At 46.8% G+C, this 26,511-nt stretch carries 17 protein-coding genes and 1 riboswitch; of the genes, 14 read left to right on the top strand and 3 right to left on the bottom strand.

What is annotated here, in order from left to right; all coding sequences use genetic code 11:
* The first annotated feature begins 675 nt into the window (after positions 1-675).
* Positions 676-1,140 (top strand): universal stress protein, encoded by a 465-nt coding sequence (locus dnm_RS20075; RefSeq protein WP_207678687.1) that lies wholly within the window; start codon positions 676-678, stop codon positions 1,138-1,140.
* 108 nt (positions 1,141-1,248) lie between these two features.
* Positions 1,249-1,815 carry a GAF domain-containing protein gene (locus tag dnm_RS20070; RefSeq protein ID WP_207678686.1) on the top strand — a complete coding sequence of 189 codons (567 nt, stop codon included), beginning with the start codon at positions 1,249-1,251 and terminating at the stop codon, positions 1,813-1,815.
* A 143-nt stretch (positions 1,816-1,958) separates the two neighbouring features.
* Here the strand turns inward: dnm_RS20070 and dnm_RS20065 are convergent, their stop codons facing one another.
* Positions 1,959-7,748 carry an ExeM/NucH family extracellular endonuclease gene (locus tag dnm_RS20065; RefSeq protein WP_207678685.1) on the bottom strand — a complete coding sequence of 1,930 codons (5,790 nt, stop codon included), beginning with the start codon at positions 7,746-7,748 and terminating at the stop codon, positions 1,959-1,961.
* A gap of 566 nt (positions 7,749-8,314) precedes the next feature.
* Positions 8,315-8,391, bottom strand: a riboswitch (cyclic di-GMP riboswitch).
* 498 nt (positions 8,392-8,889) lie between these two features.
* Positions 8,890-9,279 (bottom strand): hypothetical protein, encoded by a 390-nt coding sequence (locus dnm_RS20060; protein WP_207678684.1) that lies wholly within the window; start codon positions 9,277-9,279, stop codon positions 8,890-8,892.
* Between the two features lie 145 nt (positions 9,280-9,424).
* On the opposite strand from dnm_RS20060, the gene dnaE reads away from it, so the two are divergent.
* The 7 genes from dnaE to dnm_RS20025 all read left to right on the top strand — a co-directional run bounded on the left by dnaE (position 9,425) and on the right by dnm_RS20025 (position 17,778).
* Positions 9,425-12,940 (top strand): DNA polymerase III subunit alpha, encoded by a 3,516-nt coding sequence (gene dnaE, locus dnm_RS20055; protein ID WP_207678683.1) that lies wholly within the window; start codon positions 9,425-9,427, stop codon positions 12,938-12,940.
* Between the two features lie 287 nt (positions 12,941-13,227).
* Positions 13,228-13,491 carry a hypothetical protein gene (locus tag dnm_RS20050; protein WP_207678682.1) on the top strand — a complete coding sequence of 88 codons (264 nt, stop codon included), beginning with the start codon at positions 13,228-13,230 and terminating at the stop codon, positions 13,489-13,491.
* A gap of 30 nt (positions 13,492-13,521) precedes the next feature.
* Positions 13,522-13,734 (top strand): hypothetical protein, encoded by a 213-nt coding sequence (locus tag dnm_RS20045; protein WP_207678681.1) that lies wholly within the window; start codon positions 13,522-13,524, stop codon positions 13,732-13,734.
* On the top strand, positions 13,734-14,231 hold the full coding sequence (locus dnm_RS20040) for a rhodanese-like domain-containing protein (RefSeq protein WP_207678680.1): 498 nt from the start codon (positions 13,734-13,736) through the stop codon (positions 14,229-14,231). Before dnm_RS20045 ends, dnm_RS20040 begins: the two co-directional genes overlap by 1 nt.
* Entirely contained in the window at positions 14,218-15,462 is a 1,245-nt protein-coding gene (locus tag dnm_RS20035; protein ID WP_246556043.1) for an OS_HP2 family (seleno)protein, read from the top strand. The genes dnm_RS20040 and dnm_RS20035 overlap by 14 nt, the downstream gene beginning before the upstream one ends.
* 1,140 nt (positions 15,463-16,602) lie before the next feature.
* Positions 16,603-16,980, top strand: a complete 378-nt coding sequence (locus dnm_RS20030) for a thioredoxin family protein (protein WP_207678678.1) — start codon at positions 16,603-16,605, stop codon at positions 16,978-16,980.
* A 123-nt stretch (positions 16,981-17,103) separates the two neighbouring features.
* A complete protein-coding gene (locus tag dnm_RS20025; protein WP_207678677.1) occupies positions 17,104-17,778 on the top strand; it encodes a DUF1847 domain-containing protein in 675 nt (224 codons plus the stop codon).
* A gap of 198 nt (positions 17,779-17,976) precedes the next feature.
* Here the strand turns inward: dnm_RS20025 and dnm_RS20020 are convergent, their stop codons facing one another.
* Positions 17,977-18,270, bottom strand: a complete 294-nt coding sequence (locus dnm_RS20020) for a hypothetical protein (protein WP_207678676.1) — start codon at positions 18,268-18,270, stop codon at positions 17,977-17,979.
* 197 nt (positions 18,271-18,467) lie between these two features.
* On the opposite strand from dnm_RS20020, the gene dnm_RS20015 reads away from it, so the two are divergent.
* The 5 genes from dnm_RS20015 (at position 18,468) to dnm_RS19995 (ending at position 26,509) form a co-directional block, all read left to right on the top strand.
* The gene (locus tag dnm_RS20015; protein ID WP_207678675.1) at positions 18,468-19,694 is read left to right on the top strand and encodes a SpoIIE family protein phosphatase; all 1,227 of its coding nucleotides are present in this window, start codon (positions 18,468-18,470) and stop codon (positions 19,692-19,694) included.
* Positions 19,695-19,736: 42 nt separating this feature from the next.
* Entirely contained in the window at positions 19,737-20,495 is a 759-nt protein-coding gene (locus tag dnm_RS20010) for an ATP-binding protein (protein WP_207678674.1), read from the top strand.
* Positions 20,496-20,554: 59 nt separating this feature from the next.
* A complete protein-coding gene (locus dnm_RS20005; protein WP_207678673.1) occupies positions 20,555-23,635 on the top strand; it encodes a hybrid sensor histidine kinase/response regulator in 3,081 nt (1,026 codons plus the stop codon).
* Between the two features lie 10 nt (positions 23,636-23,645).
* Complete coding sequence (locus tag dnm_RS20000; RefSeq protein ID WP_207678672.1) at positions 23,646-24,122, top strand: chemotaxis protein CheW; 477 nt, start codon at positions 23,646-23,648, stop codon at positions 24,120-24,122.
* Between the two features lie 200 nt (positions 24,123-24,322).
* Positions 24,323-26,509, top strand: coding sequence for a methyl-accepting chemotaxis protein (locus tag dnm_RS19995; protein WP_207678671.1), 2,187 nt, complete (start codon positions 24,323-24,325; stop codon positions 26,507-26,509).
* Positions 26,510-26,511 lie beyond the last annotated feature (2 nt).

Below are 26,511 nucleotides of genomic sequence, written 5' to 3'. Positions count from 1 at the left end.
CGGAAATCTGAGCCCCCGAACCGGAAGCATATCAGGGTAGCGGGTAATCTGTTCAGAGAAAAATTCAGCAGATACTATTTAAGTACCAGAGCAAAAGTCTTTATATATCTTTTCCTGCGAACGGCGAAGAAACCCGGCTTTTTCCTGCGATTTGGCCAATACAGCGGTTCCGGAAGCAGTGGATTCCTGCTTTCGCAGGAATGACAAAAAAACTTGATTATCGAGTATTCAGCAAAGGCTACAAATATACTGCCCCAGCGGGACGTTACCGGCCTGCCCCGAATCTGTTACAATCAGAATTTATTTTGCCATGATTCCCCTCGCTCAGTTCGGATAGACAAACCCGAACGCATCTGTCACCGCGAAATTTCTCAATCCCACAGGATCAGGGAGAAACAAGGGCCGGAGTTTGCTTTTGTTTGTCCGAAAAAGGTGGTGATATATTTTATCTATATGAAATAAGCAGGTTAGCTGTCATATAAAATTATTTTGTTGACAATTATTTTAAATCCGATATAAAAATATAGTTATGTTATATGGTATAATTTTGCCCTGAGCATCCGGACAGATGTTTTTGTTTGTAGGAATATATGTTCTGGTGCTTATTATTTCCGCCACACGGGCTGTGATATTTAACAATAGAACGCTAACACAGGCAGAGAGGGGGGAATCATTATGACCAGTCAGAAAATATTGTTGCCTTATAACTTTACCAGTGAGGACCAAAAGGCAGCAGAGTTTGTCATCCGCACGTTTGCCCACCAGAAAGATGTTGAAATCACCTTATTTAACACTTATATACCCGCACCTCAGATTGAAGTGCGCGGCAGTCCGATTATGGAAAAAATGATGAGCAATGTGAACTATCTCTCAAAAAAGATTGATGATCAGGAAGCTGCTCTCAAGACCACCAAAGAGGAACTTATACGAAACGGTTTTTCAGAAGACCGGATCCGCTATATCTTTGAAGCCAGGAAAAAGGATGTTGCCCGTGATATTGTTGATCTTTGTCGGAAAGATCACTTTGACATGGTTGTCCTGAATCGGAGCAAGGAGAAGGTCGGACGGTTTTTTACCGGAAGCGTTTTTAGTAAAGTGGTCGGTGCGTTGGAAGACATGGTCGTTTGCGTTGTCACCTGACCTTCATTGGAACCGCCGATATTACGCTATGATACAATGTTGCCACCGTGAAGATCGGACGCGTTGATATTGAAAGGTTTAACCTATTGACGGATGAGGAGGGATTTCATGGACATCAAAGATAAGATAGACATAGATGTGTTTAAGGTGGTCATCAATGCTGTTACGGAGTCTGATGATCTGGAGACCATGACCGCTCAACTGACCCAGCTTCTGGTCGGAGCACTGGAAATTAAGGGATGTACCATATTTGTCCTGAACCCGGAGACAGAAGCGCTTGAATCGCTCGCCAGTTTCGGACTGAGCATGAAATATCTGAACAAAGGGCCTGTTTTACTTAAAAAGAGTATTGACACAAAGTTAAGGAAAGAACCCATTATCATCAGCGACATTGAAAAATCTGACCGCCTCCAGTATCCGCAAAATGCAAAGCAGGAGGGGATAAAAGGGATTGTGTCTCTTCCTATTAACTATTATGGCAGGATGATCGGTGTATTGCGATTGTATCACCATGATGTGTGGGATATTTCAGAACGGGATATTGACTCTTTGCAGATTCTTGCCGGAAATATTGGCATGGCGATAACATACACCCGAATCCTGAACGCCCTGCAATCTGTAATGGACAGTGTGAATGATATTCATACGGTATGGCTGTATCCCAAGAAGGGCTGAAATCCGCCATGCTTATGTTATCTGCTTTTAAGAAGACAAATATTTTATCGCCAAAAAAACCCACCGGAATCACCGGTGGGTAGAGGGATGGAACTTGTTGTTGTCGCTGAATTCCGTGGGAATAACGGCCCGGGATCCCCAACTTATCCCGAAATTTTCCTCATGATATAAATCACCTCTTCCATGCCGACTCGTCCGTCGCTGTTCACATCCGCACAGACGCTGACCCCGTGTTCCCGCATTTGGGTCAGGATTTGCAACACCAGCACTGCATCAGACAGATCAACCATATCGTTATTGTTCATATCTCCCCGGAGACACTCCGTATCCGGAATTTCGATGCAGATAGGCGGACGCTTTTCAGAGTCCCCGGTTTCATCATATTCCGCAACAGCATCGCTCACACCGTCCCCATCCGGATCATGGACAATTCGCCATCGGGGGGAAGGAATCACCGCGCCTGCCTGCACATCTCCGTTTATACAGACATCGAAGCGTATTTCCACGGTCACGCCCGCGGGGATATCACCGACCCATTCAATCTGGTTCAGATCATTGTTATATGCGGGGACCGGGAATTCCGTATCCTCAATTTCATCATCGCCGGACGTCCTGACGACCCGGGCATCAAGACTGTCCGGGACATAACTTGTATTTTCAGGAACGGATAGCGTGAAAACTATGTGAGATGCCTTCTGATCCCCGGTGTTCGGGATGACAGCAGCATAAGTCAGCGCATCCCCGGGAAAAAGCGGGGTATCCGGGTCATATGCGGGTTCCACGGAACTCTCCTCCAGCACCGGTCCCCGGATGACGGTCAGCGTGAAATCAGTACTCACACTCAGTTCTCCGTCGCTGACGATGACGGTGATGATCACTGTTCCGGATATGCCGGGCATTGGCGACAGAGTGACGTCTCTTGCAGTGCCGGAGCCGGTGAAAGCGATATTTTCAGGCGGCATCAGTTCCGGGTCAGAGGACTCGGCCGAGAGGGTCAGATGCGCCGCAGGCGTCTCCGGATCACTGATGGTGAAGGCCGCGACATGCGTGTCAGTATCTCCGGCGATGCTGAAGTTCGCTGTCTGATCCGGGATGGCGGAGAGGGCCGGCGGCTCGTTCAGATCGTTTACGGTAATGTTGAAGTGCGTGGCAAAAATTCCGCCATGACCGTCATCTGTCCTGACCCGGATGGTATAGCTTTCCTTCTCCTCATGGTCAAACCTGATCCGTGTGCAGAGGGTGCTGCCAGTGATCCTGAAAAGCTCATTGTCCGCATCCCCTTCCCCGGGAACCAGCGTATAAGTGTGGTGGTCATCCGGGTTGATATCCTCAGTGGAAAAAGTTCCCACGGCTGTCACAGGAGGCTGGAGATTTTCATCCACCTCAGTGCAGTTCAGGCTGATGGCCGTGGGCGGTTCGTTGAGGTCTTTCAGGATCACGGTGAAGCATTGCTCATAATTCAGGCCGCCTTTGTCTGATGTGCGGACCCGGATGTTGAAATCATGCTTTTCTTCGGTTTCGTAGTCAAAGAACCGGCCCGTCCTCAGAATGTTTTCCCGGATCGAAAAAAGTCCGTTGTCCTCACTCCCCTCACCAGGAACAAGGGTATAGGAGGAAGTCTCGTCAGCGTCCGGATCGCCCAATGTCGTAAAGAATCCCACCTCGGTTCCGGCCGGCAGTTCTTCGTCCACCCAGCGATAACTGAGGGCCAGACCGGTCGGGGGTTCGTTGATGTCAATGACAGTTAAGGTAAAGACCTTGAAGCATGATCCTCCGGTGCTGTCGTTGCAACGGATATAGATGCCGTAGCTGTTCTGCTTTTCGTAGTCAAAGACTTCATCAGTTCTGAGGATGTTCCCTTCATAGGGGCGTTTGATGATGCCGTCCCGCTCAAGGATAAAGGCGTTGTTGTTCATCCAGCCGTTGTAGATATGCACGACCCGATAGAAGGTGTGGCTGTCCCCGGGATCAGGATCAACAGCGGAGAGTGTGCCGACATATGTGCCCACTGGCTGATTTTCAACCACTGTGAGGCCGCTCAGGATGATGTCAGTGCAGGCACTGTTGGGAATGGGAGATTCAGGCGGAGCATCAGGCGGTTCACAGGATGCCGTGTGTGCGCCAAGACCGTCAAAGGTGTTGTTTGCAAAGCCCTCCCATTCGGCAGCAGGGTCAAAGGGATCAGAAGGGTCTCTGTCGCCGTGGCAGATGGCTGACTTGCGGCGAAGAGTGTTGTCCATGGTGGAGGTGAGGCCGCTTCCCCATTCATCTCCGGGATCATAGCCCAGTTGTCCGAAGACATCGAGGATTGTTCCGCCAGGGCCGCCTTTTCTGAGTATGACAGTATCGTCGCCGGTGAACCAGATGCTGTTTGAATCAACCTGATCTGCTGAAAGCGGCCCCTCGTTTTCAGAAATAAAGGATGCTTTGGAATTCGCTATGACAAAAACACTGCTATCCTCAACAATCCCCTTCAGCGCAATGGTGCGGTCCGGAGAATCCTTGCCATTGAAGTACATTTCAATCATGTAATTCCCGGAATCAAGGTCAATGTCTGACCCAGTACAATTATAGAGTTCGATGGCTTTGTCATTACTGCCGCCTTCCACATACTCCGAGATGAACAGATCCCGATCATACATATCGAAAGACCAAGTATAATCCTCAGCCAGATGATCCTCTGTGCTGTCTTGGTCCGCGACTTTGGATGCAAATATTGTGATGGTAACGCTTTCGCCATTTGCGAAGTCCGTATCGGGCCGGATCCTCCAGTTTGTGGGGCCGCCGCTCACCACCGTGTCGCTCACGGTTCGTGTGCCGCTTGTTTCCGCGACAATCTGAAACCACTCTCCGCTTACGCTGACCGGTTCGCTGAACGCGATGGTGATATCTGTGTTGACCGGGACATTCACGGCATGGTTGAGAGGAGTGACGCTGCGGACACTCGGTGCGGCTCCCAGATTCAGGCCAACCACAATTGGATCGTGATCCGAGGCACGGTAGGGATCATCATTGTAGAGGTCGGAGATTTGTGCCGAGGATTTATTTTCAGTGTTATAATCAAGGAGTTCAGGTTCGTCCGCGTTGATATGCCAGACCGATGCGCCTGCCACCTGGGGGGTGAGGCATTCGCCGGACAGGGCATGATCCAGATACCCCCATTGGCCGTCATGGACATATGAATAGGCATTCGCACCGCTGAATTTGGCAATTAAATCAGTGTAATCAGCTTTGATAAGTGAGGTTATCGGGTCTTCCCTGGCATATGAATTCATATCGCCGATGATGAGAATATCAGCATCTCCGCTGTCTGTCGGGTCGGTTTCGATCCAGGCTGCAAGGGCCTGGGCCGCTTTTGTGCGGACACCGTTACATTTCCCCTGACCATCGCTTTGATCCGGATCATTGTATGGTGATTCGTCACAGGAGGACCGCTTTGATATAAGATGGCTGACCACCACTGTAAAAATCTCTCCTGTTTCGGTTTCCTGAAAGGTCTGGGCCAGTGATGGGCGATTCTTATTGTCGTAAAATGTTGTTCCGCTCGGTGCGGCGGTACGGTCAAGGATGGCGTAATCGCCCACTGCGGAGACTGTGGAAGCTTTATAGATCATGGCCACCCGGATCAGATTGGTGCCGATGATGCCGGTGTCAATAAAATTATATGCGTCTGCACCAGCCACGGCGTTTATCCCGTCCACCAGGTTTTGGAGAGATGTGGAGTCATTCTCCAATTCCATCAGGCCGATGATATCCGCGTCTGAGGTGATGATGGCGCTGATGGTTTTATCTCGCTGCCGGGTGAATTCGTCCGCATTATCCGCCCCCCAGCATTCCTGATTTCCCGAAGGGCCGCAGACATCTCCTCCTGAACCGTCAAAGTAGTTCAGCAGATTCATGCTTGCCACCCTGAGCCTTCCGTCAACAGAAGGGGACACAGGACGGGGATTGGCGGGGGTGAAGTCAATAGTTTTTGTGGGCTGAATACGATACTTCCCGAACCGATCATCTAATATGCCTGTCAGATTTGAAACACTATCCCCGCCCCGCAGGGTGTGGGACGCGCTGACTCCGGGACTGGGATGAATAATCGGGTCCGGATGGACTGAGGTCTTCGCGTCGTCAAGGATTATCCGGCGTTTCTCAGTCTCTGCAAGATGATCCGCATACCCGTCAGGATCCGGAGTATTTGCGTGGGTAAATTGCGTGACACGGCCATCAGAAGATAACGACACCTCGCCATAGGTTCCCAGGTTATGAAGACTGGTCACATAAAGCGTCTGAGACATGCTGACGCGCATCCCTTCATAGCGTTCCCATTCTGAAACATCAGTGACTGGCAGGGAAACGCTCGCCGCACTCGGCAGGGGGTTGCCGCTGCTGAGAAGCGTCACCTCTGTCACGCTGCTGATTTGGGTCAGGCTGGTGCCATCGCTGGCGTACTCCTGAACCGTACCTGTCACCTGAACCTGATCTCCCACATTCACATCCGCGGTATGATTGTAAACAAAAATTCCTTCGGAGGTTGCCGTGTCCGTGTCCGCATCCGCATCCTCCTCCTGAACAAAGAAGCCACCCAGTCCGTCGCTCGTATCCTGAAAATCACCCACCACAATGCCTTTGATGGTGTGCGTGTTGCCGAGTTCGGGACTGGTTGTGCTGCTGCCCTGGATGGTGTGGATTCTGGTGATGCCGGAGCAGGACGCTGCCGGATGACATCCCAGCCCTTCAAATGTATCCTGGGGAAAGCCCTCCCATTCAACAGAAGGATCAAAAGCATCGTCAGGATCAGCATCTCCGGAGGTGATGTCAGGCTTGCGGCGGATGGTTTTATTTTGTGTGGAAATATCGCCGCTTCCCCACTGGGTGCCAGGGTCTTTGCCAATTTTTCCGATGACATCAATAATTGTGCTGTTTTTTCTGAGTACGACTGCGTCATCACCGTTAAAATTGATCACCGAAGCATCAGTCACATCTGCTATAGCCAGAATAGTGTCGCCGGCACTGGGATGAGCAAGCACAAAAACATCGTCGGCAGGGATTATGCCTGTCAGTTCTAAACTCTGACTGGCTGTTGAATCGCCGTCGGAATACAATTCAAGGGAGTATGTTCCCGCGCTGAGATCAATATCCGCGCCTGTGGGATTGTATAGCTCAATGGCTTTGTTATAACTGGTACCTTCAATATATTCGGAGATAAATATCTCAGGTGGCGGTACGATGACACGGACATTGTCAATGCCATATTCATCCCGGCTGCCAGAGCCGCTGACATCATCTCCCTGCCAGCGAAGATAAAAAAAGCCGTCATCAGCGATACTCAGACCGCTCAATAACGTTGAACGCTTCTCCGATTGCCAAATCGGAGAAGCGTCGGCAGCCTCGGGGGTCGTAAAATTAAACTCGGATACATCTGTGTAAGCCGAATTATCTGAAGAATAGGCGAAGTTCAGGAAGTTTGCCCGGTTTTGATCATTATGATGCCACATATCATAAGAGATATCCAGCTTTGTTACTGTTGATCCGGTGTTATTTTGAATTCTGAGGATGATTTCACCAGGCGTGAAGTCAGTCCCCATAGGCTGAATCCCTAAAATTAAATTGCCGTCACCGACATCAAACGCGTATACGCCGCCTGAACTCACTCCTCCTGGAGATTCGCCTCTGATAAAATCGCCATAGACATCGCCATTTTCATATTCTTCTCCAAAGGTTCCATCACCATCGGACAATCCTTTTACAATCCAGGAATCAGAGTCCAACTGCCCTGTCGAAGGATCAGAGGCAAAGCCGTTGCCAGCGAAGCCTGTGAAATCTATGTTCACAGGTAATGATTCCTGGGCATGAGCCACTCCGACAATACCGGGAATCAATCCCATCAGCATCAAAACCACCATCGCCATAGTCTGAAATAAAATCGCCAGATTCTTCATTTGTTCCCCCTTTCTCAAATGTATTGAACATTTTGACACAGGGGAATCAATTCTCAAGCTGAAAACGAAAGTACGTTATCTATTGAAAATCATAAAAAAATTAGGGTAAAATTATCAGAGAGACAGACGTCTAGGTTGTTGCCTGTTTTGCAGAAACAATATGTCCGACATCAGGCCGCTTTTCGACGAAGCATTTCAGGAACACAGTGGCAGGATCAGAGAGAAAAGTCATGTTTGCGGAAGACAAACCCGCATTCAGAAGTCACGTTCGGACAGTGGCAGGATCAGAGGGAGATATCATATCTGCGGCAGACAAGTCCGCATTCAGAAGTCACCTTTATTGGCACAATCCCCTATAACTTGGTTATCAGAAAATTTTATAATGAGCCGGTTTCCAGCCGGGAAAATTAAGAAAACCGCCTCCGATGGTCCGTGACCGGCATTCGGGGACGACATATGCAAAAAAACTACCTGACATTTTAACACAGTCATTAAAGCGTACCGCCCGGTAGCATGGCTTTGTCCAGCTTTCGCTCTCAGCCTCGGAATTGATTCCAAGGCATTTTCAAGGCAACCTGGCTGTCTCCCTCCGAGACCCGCGGCTTTCCGTCCCCGCCTCACGACGGGTTTGGCTTTATCTGTGAAAATTAAAAACTTTAATTATCCCCTTTTTAAATTAATGTCAATAGAAAATGTTATAATTCATAAAATTTTATATGAAAGTGTCAGGTGTCAGGTGTTAAGTGTTAAGTGTTAAGTGTTAAGTGTTAGGTGTTAGGTGTTAGGTGTCAGGTGTCAGGTGTTAGGTATTAAGTGTTAAGTGTCAGGTGTTAAGTGTTAAGTGTTAAGTGTTAGGTGTTAGAAAAAAACAGAAAATAAATTTAGTTGCTTATCTGAATAAAATAATTGCAGAATACGAATATTCAGTGTAAAAAAACATTTTTCCAAGAATGAAGCAGCGTGACATATTGATTGCTAATGATTATATAAAGCAGAGGAACTGAGTGGACGGGTTCGTTTGCAGCACGTTGGAATCCCTTAAAATGCAAAGCTGATATTTGTGTTTCCGGATAGAAGTTTGGGAACGAATCCGGACAAGTTCGGCCATTCCGGAGTGCCAAACTTGCAGTTTGGCAATATCTCAACTCCGGAGTGCCGAACTTGCAGTTTGGCAATATCTCAACTCCGGAGTGCCAAACTTGCAGTTTGGCAATATCTCAACTCCGGAGTGCCGAACTTGCAGTTTGGCAATATCTCCATTCCGGAGTGCCAAACTTGCAGTTTGGCAATATCTCAACTCCGGAGTGCCAAACTTGCAGTTTGGCAATATCTCAACTCCGGAGTGCCGAACTTGCAGTTTGGCGATATCTCCAATGCCAGAAAAAACACCGCACTTCTGCCAAACTGCAAGTTTGGCACTCCGGATGACACTTCTGCCAAACTGCAAGTTTGGCACTCCGGATGGCACTTCTGCCAAACTGCAAGTTTGGCACTCCGGAATGGCACTTTTGCCAAACTTTCCGTTTGGCACTCCGGATCACACTTCTGCCAAACTGCAAGTTTGGCACTCCGGATGGCACTTTTGCCAAACTTTCCGTTTGGCACTCCGGATGAGGTTGCAAATTCTGTCCGGCAAAACTTTAAACATACAGATACATTTTTTAGCGAGCAGTTCAATGACAAAAACAACACCTCCGTTTGTTCATCTTCATGTCCATACACAGTACAGCCTTCTGGACGGTGCCATCAGGCTTGACGCCCTTTTAAAGCGCGTGGCGGATTTCGGCATGAATGCTGTGGCCATTACAGACCATGGCACCATGTTCGGGTCTGTTGAATTTTATGAAAAAACCAAAAAAGCCGGGATAAAACCGATCATCGGCTGCGAATGTTATCTTGCCCCGCGCCGCCTTACCGACAAAAGCGCGGCCGATGCCAAAAGACTTTCCCACCTGGTTCTCCTCGCGAAAAACCCCGAGGGATACCGTAATCTCTGCAAAATGGCGAGTGTGGCCCAGCTTGAGGGATTTTATTACAAACCCCGAATTGACAAAGAGCTTTTAACACAGCATAGCAAAGGACTGATTGCCCTGTCCGCATGTCTGCACGGGGAAATTCCCCGTCTGATCGCGGAGAATCGCTCAGAGGAGGCTGATAAGGCGGCCCGGTTTTATCTTGATCTTTTTGGGGAGAACAATTTCTTTCTTGAGGTTCAAAATAATGGCATTGAGATTCAGGAAAAGGTGAATCAGGCCCTTTTGGATATGAGCCAGCGTCTTTCAATTCCCCTGGTGGCTTCCAATGACTGCCACTATCTCAACAAGGAAGATGTCCGCGCCCATGAGGTGCTGCTGTGTATCCAGACCGGCAAGACCATGAATGATCCGGACCGGTTTAAGTTCGGAACAGACCAGCTTTATTTTAAATCCGGGGAGGAGATGTACGCGGATTTCAAGGATTATCCCGGAGCCATTGAAAATACGGTGAGTATTGCGGAGCGATGCAATATTGAATTTGATTTCAATACCTATCATTTCCCAAAATTTGATTCTGAGTCCGATCTGACCGCGGATGAAATATTTGATCAAAAAGTCCGGGAGGGATACCAAAAAAGATTAGCATTTATAAAAGAAAAAAATCCCGATATTGACGAACAGGTTTACAAAGAGCGTCTGGAATACGAGATTTCAATCATAAAAAAGATGGGATTTCCGGGATATTTTCTGATTGTCGCGGATTTTATACAATATGCCAAAGAGAATCATGTGCCGGTAGGCCCGGGTCGCGGGTCTGCTGCGGGCAGCATTGTTGCCTATTCCATGGGAATTACCGACCTGGACCCCATTGAACACGGCCTTATTTTCGAGCGGTTTCTGAATCCTGCCCGTATCAGTATGCCGGATATTGATGTGGATTTCTGTATTAATGGCAGGGAAAAGGTCTTTAAATATGTGGTGGAACGATATGGCGGGGGTGATTATGTGGCCCAGATCATCACCTTCGGAAAGCTCAAAACCCGGGCTGTCATTCGTGACGTGGGACGTGCCCTTGACATTCCCCTGCGGGATGTGGATGCCATCGCCAAGATGGTCCCGGATGTCCTGAACATCAGCCTTGAGGACGCGTTAAAGCAGGAACCGAGACTCAGGGAACTGGCGGAACAACGGGCTGAAATTGCGGATCTGATAAAAATTTCCCGTGTGCTTGAAGGACTTCCGAGACACGCGTCAACCCACGCAGCCGGTGTTGTGATCGGTGACAAGCCTCTTGCGGAATATCTCCCGCTGTACAAAGGTAAAAAAGGCGAAGTTGTGACCCAGTTTGACATGAAATATGTCGAGCAAATCGGGCTGGTGAAATTCGATTTCCTGGGACTTCGCAACCTCACGGTGATTGAAAGCGCGCTTTCGCTCATCGAGGCCCAGCATGGCAACGCCCCTGATCTTTTGGACCTGGATTTCAATGACGCTGAAACGTATCACCTCCTTTCCTCCGGGGATACCACCGGTGTGTTTCAGTTGGAAAGCTCCGGCATGAAAGACCTCCTTGTGAGATTAAAGCCCGCATGTTTCGCGGATGTTACGGCACTGGTCGCGCTGTATCGTCCCGGGCCCCTTGACAGCGGCATGGTGGATGATTTTGTGGAAAGAAAGCACGGCAGAAAAAAGGTGGAATATATTGTTCCCGAACTTGAGCCGATCCTGAATGAGACTTACGGCGTGATTGTCTATCAGGAACAGGTCATGAAGATTGCGGGGGTCCTGGCGAATTATTCCATGGCCGAGGCCGACGGGCTGCGTAAGGCAATGGGAAAGAAAATTGCTGAGATCATGGCCGAGCATCGGGGGCGTTTTGTAAAAGGGGCCACGGAGAATAATATCCCGGCTGACAAGGCAAAGCAGCTCTTTGATTTAATGGAAAAATTTGGGGGGTACGGATTTAACAAATCTCATTCCGCGGCCTATGCCCTCATTGCCTATCAGACCGCGTACCTGAAAGCCCATTATCCCGTGGAGTTCATGGCGTCGCTTCTCACCAGTGAAATGCACTCCATAGACGGGGTGGTAAAATATATTGCAGAATGCCGCAGTCACGACATTCCTGTGCTTCCGCCGGATATCAATGAGAGCGGCAAAGAATTCACGGTCAGCGGAAACAAGATCAGATTCGGGCTTGTGGCTGTCAAAAATGTCGGGGAGGGGGCCATTGAGGCCATTATCGAGGCAAGAGAAAACAAAGGCAGATTTTCTTCCCTGTTTGATTTTTGCGAAAATGTGGATCTGAAAAAAGTCAACAAGCGGGTCATTGAAAACCTGATCAAATGCGGGGCCTTTGATTCCACCGGGGCTTTCCGTTCCCAGATGGCGGCCGCAACTGAGGATGCCATTGATTACGGGCAAAGGGTTCAGAAAGAGAAAAACAGTCCCCAGATGGGGTTGTTTGATATGGGAGAAAATACCGAGAAGATCAACGCCCCTTCCCTGCCGAAAATAGAGGAATGGGATGACAAGAATCGCTCGGTTTTAGAAAAAGAATCTCTGGGTTTTTATATCACCGGACATCCCCTGAGCCGATTTGAGGATACGGTCAGCAAGTTTACCAATGCAAATGCCCTCACGTTAAAAGAGAAAAATAATGGCGAGATGGTGAGAATTGCCGGGATTGTCACAAATGTAAAGGGGTATAAGGACAGAAAGGGCGGGAATATGGCGTTTATTACCACAGAAGACCTGCACGGTTCTGTTGAGACAACCGTTTTTTCTTCGGTTTACACGCCCATGAGAGATATTCTCACGGATGACGCGCCCATTATTATCGAGGCTGAGGTGCAAAAGGAGGAAAATTCGGTAAAGCTGGTGGCAAACAAGATTATTCCGCTGGACAAAGCAGAGGAGACGTGGACCGCAAATATTCATTTAAAGCTGGATATCAACAAGACGACCAAGGATTCACTGCTCAAATTACATGAGATTATGAAGAAACATCCCGGATCATGCCAGACATATCTTCATCTGATAAACCAAAAGACAGATATCAAAATTGCCCTGGCTGACACAATGAAACTGAATCCGGGGTCGTCGCTCACCCGTGAGATCAACGGATTGGTGGGGTATGATGCGGTGAGAACAACGTGCAAAGCCCCTTCTTCTGAAAATGTTCAGCCAAAAAATAAATATCGGCAGACAAGATAAAACACAGAGACAAGGTATGCCTTGTTTCGGTATATGAAAATATGCTGAAAAAATCAGCCACAAAGACACAAAAGAACCGCAAAGAGACTTTGTGAAACTTCGTGCCTTCGTGTCTTCGTGGCAAAAAAACGGGTGGGTTCCGCCTTTTATCCGAAAAAATCAGCCGCAAAGAGACTTCGTGAAACTTTGTGCCTTCGTGGCAAAAAAACGGCCAGTCCCGCTTTTCACACATCTGAAAAAATCAGCCACAAAGCCACAAAGCCACAAAGGAACCGCAAAGAGACTTCGTGAAACTTCGTGCCTTCGTGGCAAAAAAACGGCCAGTCCCGCTTTTCACACATCTGAAAAAATCAGCCACAAAGCCACAAAGCCACAAAGGAACCGCAAAGAGACTTCGTGAAACTTCGTGCCTTCGTGTCTTCGTGGCAAAAAAACGGGTGGGTCCCGCCTTTTATCCGAAAAAATCAGCCGCAAAGAGACTTCGTGAAACTTTGTGTCTTCGTGCCTTTGTGGCAAAAAAAACGGATTTTCAAAATGTATTTTCATGGTAAAGGAATCGGAAGTATCCTTCTGAGAATGATATGTTAAAGTTCGGGATAAGCATAAGCAAATATCGTGCCATACCTGGAAAATTTACCCTTATTTACCACCTTTTTCCCCAATTTACCACCAAAACTTTTGACAGCGCCATGCAAAATATAATAAAATTTTTATATAAAACTTCGGAAGTCTCCGCGCCAAAAACTTCTGTCCGTGAATTTGAAACTGAAAACACGAAAGAGGAAAGAAAGTAATGTATTACAGACATATGATGAAAGAACTTTTATGCCTTGTGAGCCTTGCGCTGATCACCGCGTTTACAGTAAACTTTTTCTCCCCCAAAGGCATTGCCCTGATGGGGGACTGGGATACCTCACAGGGGGTTATTACGGCCAAGGCCAAAGATGATGTTGTTGACCATGAACTTGAAATTGACATTATCGCAGCCAGAGAGATATATCTTAACGATAAAAGTGTCTTTGTTGATGCCCGTACTCGCGAACTCTACGAAGAAGGCCATATAAAAAACGCGGTGTCCCTGCCTTTATATGAATTTGAGGAGCTGTTCGAAGAATTTATGAACAATTATCCGGCTTCCCTGACGATTGTTACCTATTGTACCGGGAGAGAATGTGAAGACTCTCACCATCTCGCCCGGTATTTTTCAGAAATGGGATATTTAAATATAAAGGTTTATGTGGATGGCTATGATGAATGGAAAGAGGGGGGATATCCAATTGAAAAACAATAACTTTATTAAATTATACAATAACAAATGGACTGAACTGTCCGTGCGCTGGCTGCTGGGGATTGTGTTTGTCTGTGCCAGTTACCATAAAATTACCGAACCTGCACAGTTTGCGAAAATAATCTATGGCTATGACCTTTTTCCAAGTTTCTCCATTAATCTCATTGCCATCATTCTGCCTTATCTGGAGTTTTACTCAGGACTGGCACTGATTCTGGGGATTTATCCCAGATCTGCCGTACTCGTCATTAACGGAATGCTTTTTGCCTTTATCATTGCCCTGTCTGTCAATCTTGTGAGAGGACATGAATTTGACTGCGGCTGCATTTCTTTCGGAGAGGCGGGCCATACTTCTTCCACAGCACAGTTGCTGATTCGGGATATCTTGATGTTTATGATGGGTCTTTATGTGTTTTTTTCTGACAGACCCGAGAGCGGGAGCCTCACACAGATGACAACTTTAATTAGGAGAGGAATATTTATGAGAAAAAAAACGGTGACAAGTTTATTGCTGATCGCGTGTTTACTTATGATTCCCACGGCTGATGCTGATCAGGGTTTGGAAAAATTTCAAATTCAGAGTGACACGGAGGATACAGGTGAATCCGTAGCCGGAGTTCCGGTTGCTGTTGTCAGGGAACCCCGCTTCCAATTTTCTCCTGCTCTTGACGGCACAGTTATCACCCATGATTTTATTATTGAAAATATGGGAAATAAGCCTTTATCCATAGCAAAGGTGGCAACAAGCTGCGGATGTACGACAGCTGATTATCCAAAAAAAATCAAACCGGGAGACAAGGACAAAATAATCGTAAAAGCCGATACCAGGGGCTATGCAGACAAAAAATTTGCCAAGACCGTCACCCTTCATACAAATGATCCGCAACAAAAACAGATCAGGCTCAGAATTTCAGGTAAGGTCGAACGATTTGCCCTGATTCAGCCTGAAAGAGTCTTTTTACGAGGCAGCACAGGGGATAAAATTCAATCCGTTGTCTCAATTACACCGGAAAAGAAATATCCTTTTAATATTGTGAAATCCTATTCAGATAACCTTGAAAAAAAAGCCGGTTTCATCCTGGAGAAAAAACAGGATAAATATTTCTGTACAATAAATAATCTCTCGGAAACTTCCGGAAGCTACCGGGGTAAAATCTATCTCAAAACCGACAGTGCTGTCAAACCTGAAATTATTATCTATGTTTATGGCGCGATAGCGGAGAACAAATCGTGAGAACAAGGCAGCGCATATTACGGCCCAAGTTCCCTGACACCCGGAGAGATGGCAGATAACAACGGAAATGAGTATTTTCCTTTTTTTATCTGGTTTCCCCGTAGTTCTTATCTAAACCGGAGTGCCAAACTTACTGTTTGGCAATGTTTCCGTATCCCTCCCCTCGGAGACATATCTTGCCAGACGGGAAGTTTGGCACTCCTTTGTTTAAGCACTTAACTGCTTTTATAAGTACCTGAGCAAAAGTTTTTATATGTCTTTTCCTGCGAACTGCGGAGAAACCCGGCTTTTTCCTGCGAGGGAAAGAGCGTCATCCCGGGAAAAAAGCCGGGTTTCTTTTCCGGGCAGATATCAAAAAATTTATGGTTTGGTACTTATCATCGCAAACTGTTTGAAACAACAGTAATATTTGTTTATTCATAGCCTCGGAAGAGAAGCCTGTCTCATCAAACCAACCGGGTTTTCCCACAAGCATTTCTCTGGCATCTGACTGCCTGAACCTCTGCCCCTCCTGAAGTTTTGAAATCATCAGTCCATTTCCGATAGCCATCACGCAGGCTGTCTAAAAATATCACTTTTTGCTGCTTTTTTGCCTGATGATGTTTCTCTCTCTCCGACAGGCTCACCGCAACGACGTTCCCTGAGCCTGTCGAAGGGGAACGTCGTTGCGGTGAGCCTGTCGGAGGGCGGTGGGAGGCGATACAAAAAGCAGACAGATAAAAGTAGGTGATTCAGACGGTAGCCATCACACAATGTCCGAAACTGATGTTTGGGATAGAAAATGTGTTTTCCTTCGTGATGCGTCTCCTTTTTTTCTGATTATAACGGATTTAAGGGATGCCGACAAAGCCCCGCGAAGCCTGCGAACCTGTGGCTTCAAATATCGCCCCCCCCACGAAGCTTAATAAAATTTATTGTCATCTGTTCATAATTATCTTATTGAATTATCATGTTTTTTCAGATTCTTTTTAATTTTTTCAAAAATTTTGCTATTGAATTCATATAAAATTTCTGAAAGTGTGACAGTTAAGTAAGTACCGGACATAAATTTTACGATACTTGTTTCCGCGTGAGACTGCGGGATAACAAACTGGGTTTTTTAAAAAATAGCCCTGAAAAAAGGGATTTAAGGAGAAAAACATGGCAACGACGAATCTGACAACCGTGGAAGAGCTTCAAAAGACAATTGATAACAACGATATGGTACTGATTGACTTCTGGGCTGACTGGTGCGGTCCTTGTAAAATGTTCGGGCCAACATATGAGAAAATTTCTGAGAAATATCCGGATATAGTGTTTGCCAAATGTGACACTGAAAACGCGCAGTCTCTGGCTGCGGCCTTTGAAATTCAGTCTATTCCGACTCTTGCTGTGTTCCGAGAAAAAATTCTGCTTTTTAAGCAGCCGGGCGTTCTTTCCGAGGCGATGCTGGACGAGCTTGTTTCTAAGATCGAAGATATTGATATGGAAGACGTCCGCGCTGCGATTGAAAAAGAACAAGCCGAAGGTGGAAAATAGTTTTTTCGCTCGGAGATCAGATGAGAAACAAAGGGGCTTGTGGCTGATGTGTTTTTTCCTCAGGACCGAAAAAAAATGTCAGTGACACGCTCCTTCAGCTTTCAATTTACAGAGGAACGGAATATGAAAAATGAAGTGCCTGAATGTGCGATATGTCCTTATAAAATGTCAGACAGACTTTGTAAAACAGAGAACGGTAAATATCCGCCTTCCTGTCCCACAAAAAACAGAACCGACCTCATTGAAAAATGCCTGAAAGAATATGAAAAGCCCGATATTTTGGAATTTGCAAAACAATCGGCCATTCAGGAGTCGGACGGATATGCAGGAAAGGAATTCGGATATGAGCGGTTAAAACCTTTAAAGCCCCGTATGGAAGAAGTGATTGATTTTGCAAGAAAGATGAATTATGAGCGTCTGGGACTTGCATTCTGTATCGGACTCAGGAAGGAGGCGAAAACCGTTGGAAAACTTCTCTCTGACAAAGGCTTCACGGTTATTTCTGTCGCATGTAAGATCGGGCGGGTTCCAAAGGAAAAAATCGGACTTCGTGAGGAGCATAAGCTTTCTCCTGGCAAGTTTGAGGCAATGTGCAATCCGATTCTTCAGGCTCTGCTGCTCAATGATGAGAACACTGAACTGAATATTTTGCTGGGACTGTGTGTGGGGCATGATTCACTGTTTTTAAAATATGCAGAGGCTCCGTGTACGGTTCTCGCGGTCAAAGACCGCCTGCTGGGTCATAATCCTTTGGCGGCAATTTATAACATAGACGCTTATTATCGTTACTTAAAATAATTATCTATCACACGACCGAATAAATGCTGACGGGTTGCTGAGATGTAGGATAATTTTTCAAATTGTTTTTCAGACAGTTTGAAAAAATTCTGATTATAACGGATTTAGGGGACGGCCGACCAGACCCTGTAAGGGCGGCATATTCGCAGGCGCAAAAATATAATTTTTGCACTCCGGATACATTCGGAACTGCCCGGGTCAGAGCTTTGCCTGCCAGGCCCAATGCTGCCGACTCAGGCGTAAGCGGGTTTTCCCGTATTTTCTCCGGAGTGCGAAAAATGCTTTTTCGCAGGCGCAAAAATATAATTTTTGCACTCCGGATACATTCGGAACTGCCCGGGTCAGAGCTTTGCCTGCCAGGCCCAATGCTGCCGACTCAGGCGTAAGCGGGTTTTCCCGTATTTTCTCCGGAGTGCGAAAAATGCTTTTTCGCAGGCGCAAAAATATAATTTTTGCACTCCGGATACATTCGGAACTTTGTCGGCCCGGCATGATGAATGCCGCAAATATATCGCCCCCGCGGGGCTTTAACAGCCTCCCCTAAATCCGTTATAATCAGAATAGGTGATTTAGACGGCCTAGTTCCAGCCTGATGCGTATGGGGTCGCACCGCCTAAACGCGGAACTGCAACCAGTTATATTCGTTTTTAAAAATCGTCTGACCACTTTTAACTCTTCAAGGAGTGAAGATGATATCCGAGAGACACATATTTCTGGCGGAAGATGATGAATATATCCGACTTTCCTTGTCTGTCACTCTCAGTAAACGCGGTTATAAAGTAACACTTGCCGAAAACGGACAGGAAGCCTTGGAAAAAATTATAGCACTGAAAGCGGCCGGCACTCCTCCTGATCTTTTGCTGACAGATATTCGGATGCCTGGCATGTCCGGCATAGAACTGATTGACAGACTCAAAAAGCTGGATGTGTCACTCCCTGTTTTTGTCATAACCGGCTATGGGGATAAGGACATGGTCGTTGAACTGATGCGCAGAGGATGTTCGGACTTTATTGACAAACCGTTCAGCCCCCCGGATTTGCTTGGGCGGCTTCTTCCAATTTTTGAAAAAAAAGAAAAGGAACGCGCAGAAAAGCAAAAGCAACAGGTTCAGCAGGCTTATGAAAAAGCCGAACTCACCCGGGAAATCGAATCATATATCCATAACTTTAAAACATTACGGAAACAGGTTGATTCAGCGGTGGAAACCTGCCATGACCTGTTTGATATCCGGGAAGACGGTCATAACGTACTTATCGCGCGTCACCATCAGCCGCTTTCGGAACTCGGGGGTGATTTTTTCGATATACGAAACACTCCCACAGGATGTGACATATTGGTGGCTGATGTCGCGGGGCATGACATGGGTGCGTCTTATCATACTGTCCTGATTAAAGCGTTTTTTGATGAAAACTGCCGTACCGGCAATCACGGGGACTCGTTCTTCCGTCTTCTGAATAAACAGCTTCTTGAAAATGGTAAGAATGAGCGCATGGTAACCGCCCTGTTCCTTCGTCTGAATTTGGAAACAATGCATGGCGAAGTTCTGTCAGCCGGACATCCGCCTTTAATTAAACTCTTAAAAAAATTGCCGGGAATCAGCCGGATAGCAACATGCGGAGATGTACTGGGGATACATGACAGCGTCAGCTTTGACAGCCAACGTTTTTCATTTGCGCCGGGTGATCGTTTTTTTCTCCACACCGACGGCCTTACCAATGCGTACCGTCTGAACACTCACACTGGAAAAAAAGAGAAACTCGGACGAAACGGACTTGATCATCTGATAAAAAAACAGGATCAGCCATCACTTAAAAATATGGTCAGGAACATCGCAAAAGGAATATCTGAATTCCACGGCTACAAATTTAATGACGATATGTTGCTTGTCGGAGTGGAGATTCCGGCAGTCAGCTGACACCCATCAGCTAACAACTGAAAACTGACAGAGGAGAAAACCATGTTTGAAATGAGTGAAAATGACAATACCATCTGTTTAAATTTTTCCTCTGAGATGCATCTGGTGGACCGTGTTATCCAAACGTGCCGGGACTATCTGAAACGATTTGACGTTTCGGACTTTTCCCATTTCAGACAGGCATTTCGGGAACTTCTGCTCAACGCGGTTGAGCATGGCAATTTGAAAATTGCTGACCGGGTGGTGATGTGCAGCATTGAGCATCTGGACAAATGGCAGTTCAGAATCACAGTGGAAGATGAGGGCGATGGCTTTGATTACAAGTCGCTTGACATGAAACTCCCCAGTGACCCGCACCAGATCCGCAAACGCGGCTACGCGCTGATAAACACCTTTACAGATCGCTTGGAATTCAATAACAAAGGCAATCGCGTCATAGCCTACATCAGCATCCCCGAGATGACAACGCTGAGTATCTGCGAAGAAAATGGCTGGCAGGTGATCACACCATCCGGGGACCTCACAGCGAGCATTGCAGACAGGTTTCGTGCTGTTCTTGTCCGATTGCTTGATCAGGGATATGGTCAGTATTGTTTTGATTTTACCCACGTTGAAGATATTGACTCTGTGGCACTGAGTGTTATGATTGTCTTTTCCAAGATGCTTGCCCAAAAAAATCCGGACAAAAAACTGAAAATTGTGAACGCGGGCAAGGGGCTGACAGAACTTTTTCATATGACCCGTATGGACAGAATCTATATAGTGATCAGTAAAGCGATCTCACCTGTCAGCCATTATTAAGCCCATGATCTGAAAACTGAACATTCATAACGGACAGCGCTCCGGTCCCGGAGGAGGGTATGGAAAACGATACAGAGATGATTGACGATTTTGTCACAGAAGCAAAGGAGCATCTCGACACCATCGAAGAAGATTTGCTCAACCTGGAGAAACAGAAAGATAATCCTGATCGGAAGCTTGTTGACAAAGTGTTTCGTGCAATTCATTCGATTAAGGGAGCCTCCGGATTTCTGGGATTACGCAAGATAGGAGATTTGGCGCATGTTATGGAAACATTACTGTCCATGATGCGGGCAGGAGAACTTCGTCCTGAATCCGAATTTATTGACGCACTTTTGTCAGGAGCGGATATTCTTGCAACCATGGTGGACGATGTCAGGCACAGTAATGAGGTGGATATAACCACCGTGCATGAGCGGCTCTCCGGCATGCTTGACTTGTCTCCGAAAGTAAAAAGCGAACTGAATACCGCTGTGAAGCTTTCCTGTTCCGAAGGAAATGAAATCAGCTTTGATATTAATGAATTCACCTTGAAAAATATTCCTTCGAATATGTCTCTTTATGTTCTGAGATATGATCTTACCGAGCTTGCCCGGCATGAGAACAAGGGGCCGCTGGTACTGATCAGAGAACTGCTCAGTACCGGCGATATCATAGACGCAAAGATTGATGTTCCTTCTTATGATTTACGGGAGGGACTTCCCAAAGAACATTTACTATATGAGGTCTTGTATGCCACCATTTTGTTTCCTGATGACATTCAGGAAGTGACAGGGCTGAAGAGCGACCAGATTCTTCATGTCAGAAGAGACGGTCTTCGGAAAACTGTTCCCAGTCCGCAATTACAGGAGCCAGATTCTGAGCCGGAGATTCCGGATGCTGAGCCGGAGATTCCGGATGCTGAGTCTGAAATTCCTGATTCCTCTTCTCCGTGTCAGGAGCCGCGAATCTCTGCTCAGAATTATCGGGCTTCGGAACTTTCGCCTGAAATCGAAACAGAGAATCGCGAGCCAGCGCGCGGCAAACCTGTCTCTCCCTCCAAATCCTGCGTCAATCTGAGCCGGACCTTGCGTATTGATGTGGATGTCCTTGACAAGCTGATGATGCTGGCCGGTGAACTTGTTCTGGTACGCAATCAGCAGCTTCTTTTCGCAGAAACATCAGCCGCACTTTCCCGATCCGCTGTCCAGCGACTGGACATTGTCACCACCGAATTACAGGAAACCATTATGCGGACGCGGATGCAGCCTATTGGAAAATTATTCGGCAAACTTCCCCGTCTTGTCCGGGACTTTGGGAAAAAGCACGGCAAACAGATAAAACTCAGCATCAGCGGCAGTGATGTTGAATTGGACAAGACTATTCTGGAATTTCTGGCAGACCCCCTGACACATCTCATTCGCAATTGTTGTGATCATGCGATTGAATCGCCTGAAAAGCGAATACGGGCCAAAAAACCCGAAGCCGGATGCATCTCCCTCAGCGCTTACCATGAAGCAGGTCATATTAATATTGACATCAGGGATGACGGAAGAGGAATTGATCCGGATCTCATACGAAAAAAAGCTATGGAGAATCAGATAAAGACAAAAGATGAATTGGAACGGATGAGCAACAAGGATATTCTTCGCCTGGTTCTGTTACCCGGATTCAGCACCACGGACAAAGTGACTGATCTCTCAGGCCGGGGCGTAGGGATGGACGTGGTGAAGACCGGCATTGACAAACTGGGCGGGACCCTTGATCTTGAATCCACGACCGGAAAAGGCACGGAGATCCATCTGAGACTGCCGCTGACCCTTGCCATTATTCCCTGTCTGGTCGTTGTCGAAGGGGAAAACAGATATGCCATCCCGCAAATCAACCTGGTGGAACTGGTCTGTCTGTATGACAAAGATGTGACAACAAAAATAGAATGTACAGAGAATCAGGAGATTTATCGCCTTCGTGACCGGCTTTTGCCCATGATACGGTTCTCAGAGGTTCTGGCAAGACCCACAATGTTTACCCATAAGGCAAAAGCCGAAATTACTGAAAAATACCGGAATCAGCTAACTGACAACGTGCCTGAGTCCCTCAGCTTTGCCGTACTCAAAGTCGGCAACTTATGTTTTGGCCTGATTATTGACCGGGTTCTGGGAACAGAGGAAATTGTGGTGAAACCCATGCATCCTGCTGTAAAATCCCTGAGCATATATTCCGGAGCCACTATTATGGGCGATGGAAAAGTGGCTTTGATTCTGGATGTGGAAGGGATTGCCGCGTATGCCGGAATAATAACGGACAACTCCGCGGAAGAAGCCAGGACAAACAAAATGAAAAGTGATGAAAATTTGCAGACTGTTCTTCTTTTCAAATACGGTGAAAAAGAACAATTTGCCATGTCTCTCCCGCTTATTCGGCGCATTGAGCGGATTTCCATATCCGACATTGAATATATCGGTGAAAAAGAATTTGTTACAATTAACGGAATATCCACATGGATTCTCCGGCCCGACAAGGTGCTGACGGTTTCTCCGGGGGCGGAACGGGATGATATGTTTCTCATTATTCCCAAATACATCCGCCAGCCCATGGGATTACTGGCTTCGGAGCTTGTTGATATTCAGGAGGCAAGTGTTGAACTGAATGTTGAAAGCTATATGGAGGACGGTCTTCTGGGAACCTCTGTTGTGCGGGATCATATGACACTTTTTATAGATATTTATCGCTTAATAGAAAAGGCAGAACCTGAATGGTTTGACGAACGACGAACAGAAAATCCGCCCCCTGACGCAATAAAACAAGTGCTTCTGGTGGAAGATGCTTCGTTTTTCAGACAACTGATCAAAGGGTATCTGAAAGCAGATGGCTATAAAGTCATTACGGCTGAAAACGGTCAGGCAGGTCTGGATCGCATGAACGAAACTCAGTTCGACCTGATTGTCTCTGATATTGAGATGCCGGTGATGGATGGCTGGGATTTCATGGAGAATGTCCGTAAAAATGAACAAAAAAACCATATTCCTGCCGTGGCTCTGACTGCGCTTGACGCGGAAAAAGACCGGGAAAAGGCTATAAAATGCGGCTATGACCGCTATGAAATCAAACTTGACAGGGAACGATTTTTGACAACGGTCGCAGAGATGTTAAAAAAGTGAGAAGTGAGAAATGAAGAAAGAGAATATTGATAAACCCAGCCGCCAGTTTTGCACATTTCAGATATCTGAACGTCTTTTCGGCGTTGATATTTTAGATGTGAAAGAGGTCAATCAGGAAACCGACTTCACACCTATCTTTCATGCCCCTAAGAAGGTCAAGGGCTACGTCAATATCCGCGGCCAGATTCATTTGATCCTTGATCTGCGGCTTTTTTTAGGGTTTGAGAGTAAGAAAACAGATGACGCAAGCCGGGTTATTTTATTTAAGCCCGAGGTGGGAGACCCTTTCGGTGTTCTGGTGGACCAGATTGGCGATGTCTTTGAGGTGGATGAGGCCCGGATTGAAGAGCGTGTCAGGGAGGAACATGAACTTCCCGAAGGCGGCGAACAGGGCGGCGCGTTAAACCTCCTGAGCGGCGTGTGCAAACTGGAAAACGGACTTCTGGTTATTTTGAATTCCCGGAGCTTATTGAAAAATATTTGGTAATGTCCGAGGGCTGTGTGCAGGACAAAAAGTTGCGGTGCGGGAAGAAACCCGGCTTTTTCCTTTGTCGGAGACGCATCATTCCGGAAAAAAAAGCCGGGTTTCCTCCCCGGGCAGATATTAAAAACTTATGATATCTGCATCTGATTGAAAATATGCGAAATTTTTTGGACTGGGACTTAGTCGGAAAAAGGAGATATTGGATGAAATTAAAAAACCTTCAAATGAAACTCATTGTATATGGAGGGATATTCCTGCTGCTTGTGGCAGTGTTTATCATTAATTACTCTGTTATGGCCGTTAAACACAGAGGAAATATGCTCCGGGAAGAGGCTCTCAGAGATGCTCAGAAATACGTCAGCGCCATGTCAGAACAACAAGCCAACCATGTCAGAATTATTCTGGAAGAGGCACTTGACACGGCACGCACCCTGGCCCATGTGCTGTCAGTCACTAAAAATAAAAAGAACACGCTCAGGCTGGACCGCGATGACGCCAACAGCATTCTGAAAACCGTTCTGGCTCAGAATCCTCATTTTACAGGGGTTTACACTTGCTGGGAACCGAACGCGTTTGACCAGATGGACGAAAGATATAAAAATGACAACGGCCATGATGAAACAGGGCGTTTCATTCCGTACTGGAGCTGGGATGATATGGGAAAAATCACGCTTTCCCCTCTGGTTGATTACGAAAAAGAAGGGATTGGCAATTATTATCTGGTGCCGGAAAAAACCAGCAGGGAATGCATTACAGATCCTTATCCTTACATTGTTCAGGGAAAGTCCTCGCTGATTACCTCCCTGGTTGCGCCGATTATTGTTGATAATATCTTTTACGGGATTGCCGGTGTGGATCTGCGGCTCAATGCTCTGCAGGAAATAGCGGATCATGCAAAGGAACGCTATGATGACACTGCGAAACTTCTCCTGATCAGTCACAACGGAATATTGGCCGCGGTCACTGAAAGACCTGAATTGGCAGGCAAGCATCTCAGCAATTTTCATAAAAATTTTGAAGAAGCCCTCCGCAATATAAAAAGCGGCGAAGAAGTCACTAAAATAAAAGAAAACCATATCGAGTTATTTACCCCCCTGGACATCGGCCGGACCCTGACGCCCTGGTCTGTCAATATTCTTATGTCAACAGAAAAGTTCACAGCATCCGCGAGTGAGCAGACACGCCAGGTGAGCAGGGACATCTGGAGAATAGTGATAACCGCGGTAATTTGTATTCTTGCGGCACTTGCGCTCTTGCGGCACCTGACTGGCACCATATCCGCACATATACATGAAATATCTGATATGCTTAAATATATTTCAAATGGAGACCTTACAAAACGAATCAGGTCAGACGCGGATGGCGAAGTGGGAAAGATATCAAAATGGTTTAACAAATTATTGAATAATTTTCGGAGTATTATCAAAGAAATTGTCTGGAAAGTTGAGATACTGAACACTTCTTCCGCCATTCTTTTTGATATCTCAGGCAAAATGAATACCGTCACCGATGAAATATCATCCAAATCCAATAATGTTGCATCGGCAACCGAGGAGATGTCAATGAATATTCATACCATGGCCTCTGCTGCTGAGGAAATGAGTGTAAATGTTCAAAGTATCTCCTCCACAGCGGAGCAGATGGCCCAGAACATGAATTCTGTGGCTTCGGCCATAGAAGAAATGTCAATGGCGATTAATGATATTGCCAAAAATGCCCAGAAAGGCTCCAATATTTCAACACAGGCAATGGAGATGGCAAGCGCGGCAACGCTGGTAATGAATACCCTCGGTGACACAGCTATGGAGATTGATGAGGTGACCGAGGCCATCAAAAAGATCGCAGAGCAGACAAATCTGCTGGCGCTCAATGCTGCCATTGAAGCGGCTTCCGCGGGTGACGCAGGAAAGGGCTTTGCCGTGGTTGCAAAGGAAATTAAAGACCTTGCTAACCAGAGTTCACAGGCCGCTGAAAACATAGCTAAACGAATCAAAGACGTACAAAAAAACACCATCGAGGCGGTGAAAGTGATAGATGAAGTTTCGGATATTATTAATAATATCAATGAATCAGGTACCGTGATCATGAAAGCTGTTGAACAGCAGACCCTGACCGCCAACAATATCTCAGCCAGCGTTCAGCAAGTAAATTCAGGGGCAGGCAACATTGCCACCTCCATCGCGGAACTCGCCAGAGGTTCCAATGATATGTCTATGAACGCCGGCGAGGCTGCCAGAGGAGCCAATGATGTCGCGTCCAATATCCAGAGCATCAGCGATGCTGCCGGGAACGCCAATTCCGGGGCCAGGGATATCAACACTTCCGCGGGAGAATTGGCACGGATCGCGCGGGAACTTCAGGAAATGGTTGGTAAGTTTAAAATTGAATAAAA

Origin of the sequence: Desulfonema magnum, assembly GCF_017377395.1 — a bacterium.
GTDB lineage: Bacteria > Desulfobacterota > Desulfobacteria > Desulfobacterales > 4be13 > Desulfonema_C > Desulfonema_C magnum.
This window is presented reverse-complemented; position numbering and strand designations above follow the sequence as displayed.

What these genes read in the sequence shown, in the direction of transcription:
- dnm_RS20075 (WP_207678687.1), top strand. Translation starts at nt 676, where the DNA reads ATGACCAGTCAGAAAATATTGTTGCCTTATAACTTTACCAGTGAGGAC.
- dnm_RS20070 (WP_207678686.1), top strand. Translation starts at nt 1,249, where the DNA reads ATGGACATCAAAGATAAGATAGACATAGATGTGTTTAAGGTGGTCATC.
- dnm_RS20065 (WP_207678685.1), bottom strand. Translation starts at nt 7,748, where the DNA reads ATGAAGAATCTGGCGATTTTATTTCAGACTATGGCGATGGTGGTTTTG.
- dnaE (WP_207678683.1), top strand. Translation starts at nt 9,425, where the DNA reads ATGACAAAAACAACACCTCCGTTTGTTCATCTTCATGTCCATACACAG.
- dnm_RS20045 (WP_207678681.1), top strand. Translation starts at nt 13,522, where the DNA reads ATGTTAAAGTTCGGGATAAGCATAAGCAAATATCGTGCCATACCTGGA.
- dnm_RS20040 (WP_207678680.1), top strand. Translation starts at nt 13,734, where the DNA reads ATGTATTACAGACATATGATGAAAGAACTTTTATGCCTTGTGAGCCTT.
- dnm_RS20030 (WP_207678678.1), top strand. Translation starts at nt 16,603, where the DNA reads ATGGCAACGACGAATCTGACAACCGTGGAAGAGCTTCAAAAGACAATT.
- dnm_RS20025 (WP_207678677.1), top strand. Translation starts at nt 17,104, where the DNA reads ATGAAAAATGAAGTGCCTGAATGTGCGATATGTCCTTATAAAATGTCA.
- dnm_RS20020 (WP_207678676.1), bottom strand. Translation starts at nt 18,270, where the DNA reads ATGCCGGGCCGACAAAGTTCCGAATGTATCCGGAGTGCAAAAATTATA.
- dnm_RS20015 (WP_207678675.1), top strand. Translation starts at nt 18,468, where the DNA reads ATGATATCCGAGAGACACATATTTCTGGCGGAAGATGATGAATATATC.
- dnm_RS20010 (WP_207678674.1), top strand. Translation starts at nt 19,737, where the DNA reads ATGTTTGAAATGAGTGAAAATGACAATACCATCTGTTTAAATTTTTCC.
- dnm_RS20005 (WP_207678673.1), top strand. Translation starts at nt 20,555, where the DNA reads ATGGAAAACGATACAGAGATGATTGACGATTTTGTCACAGAAGCAAAG.
- dnm_RS20000 (WP_207678672.1), top strand. Translation starts at nt 23,646, where the DNA reads ATGAAGAAAGAGAATATTGATAAACCCAGCCGCCAGTTTTGCACATTT.
- dnm_RS19995 (WP_207678671.1), top strand. Translation starts at nt 24,323, where the DNA reads ATGAAATTAAAAAACCTTCAAATGAAACTCATTGTATATGGAGGGATA.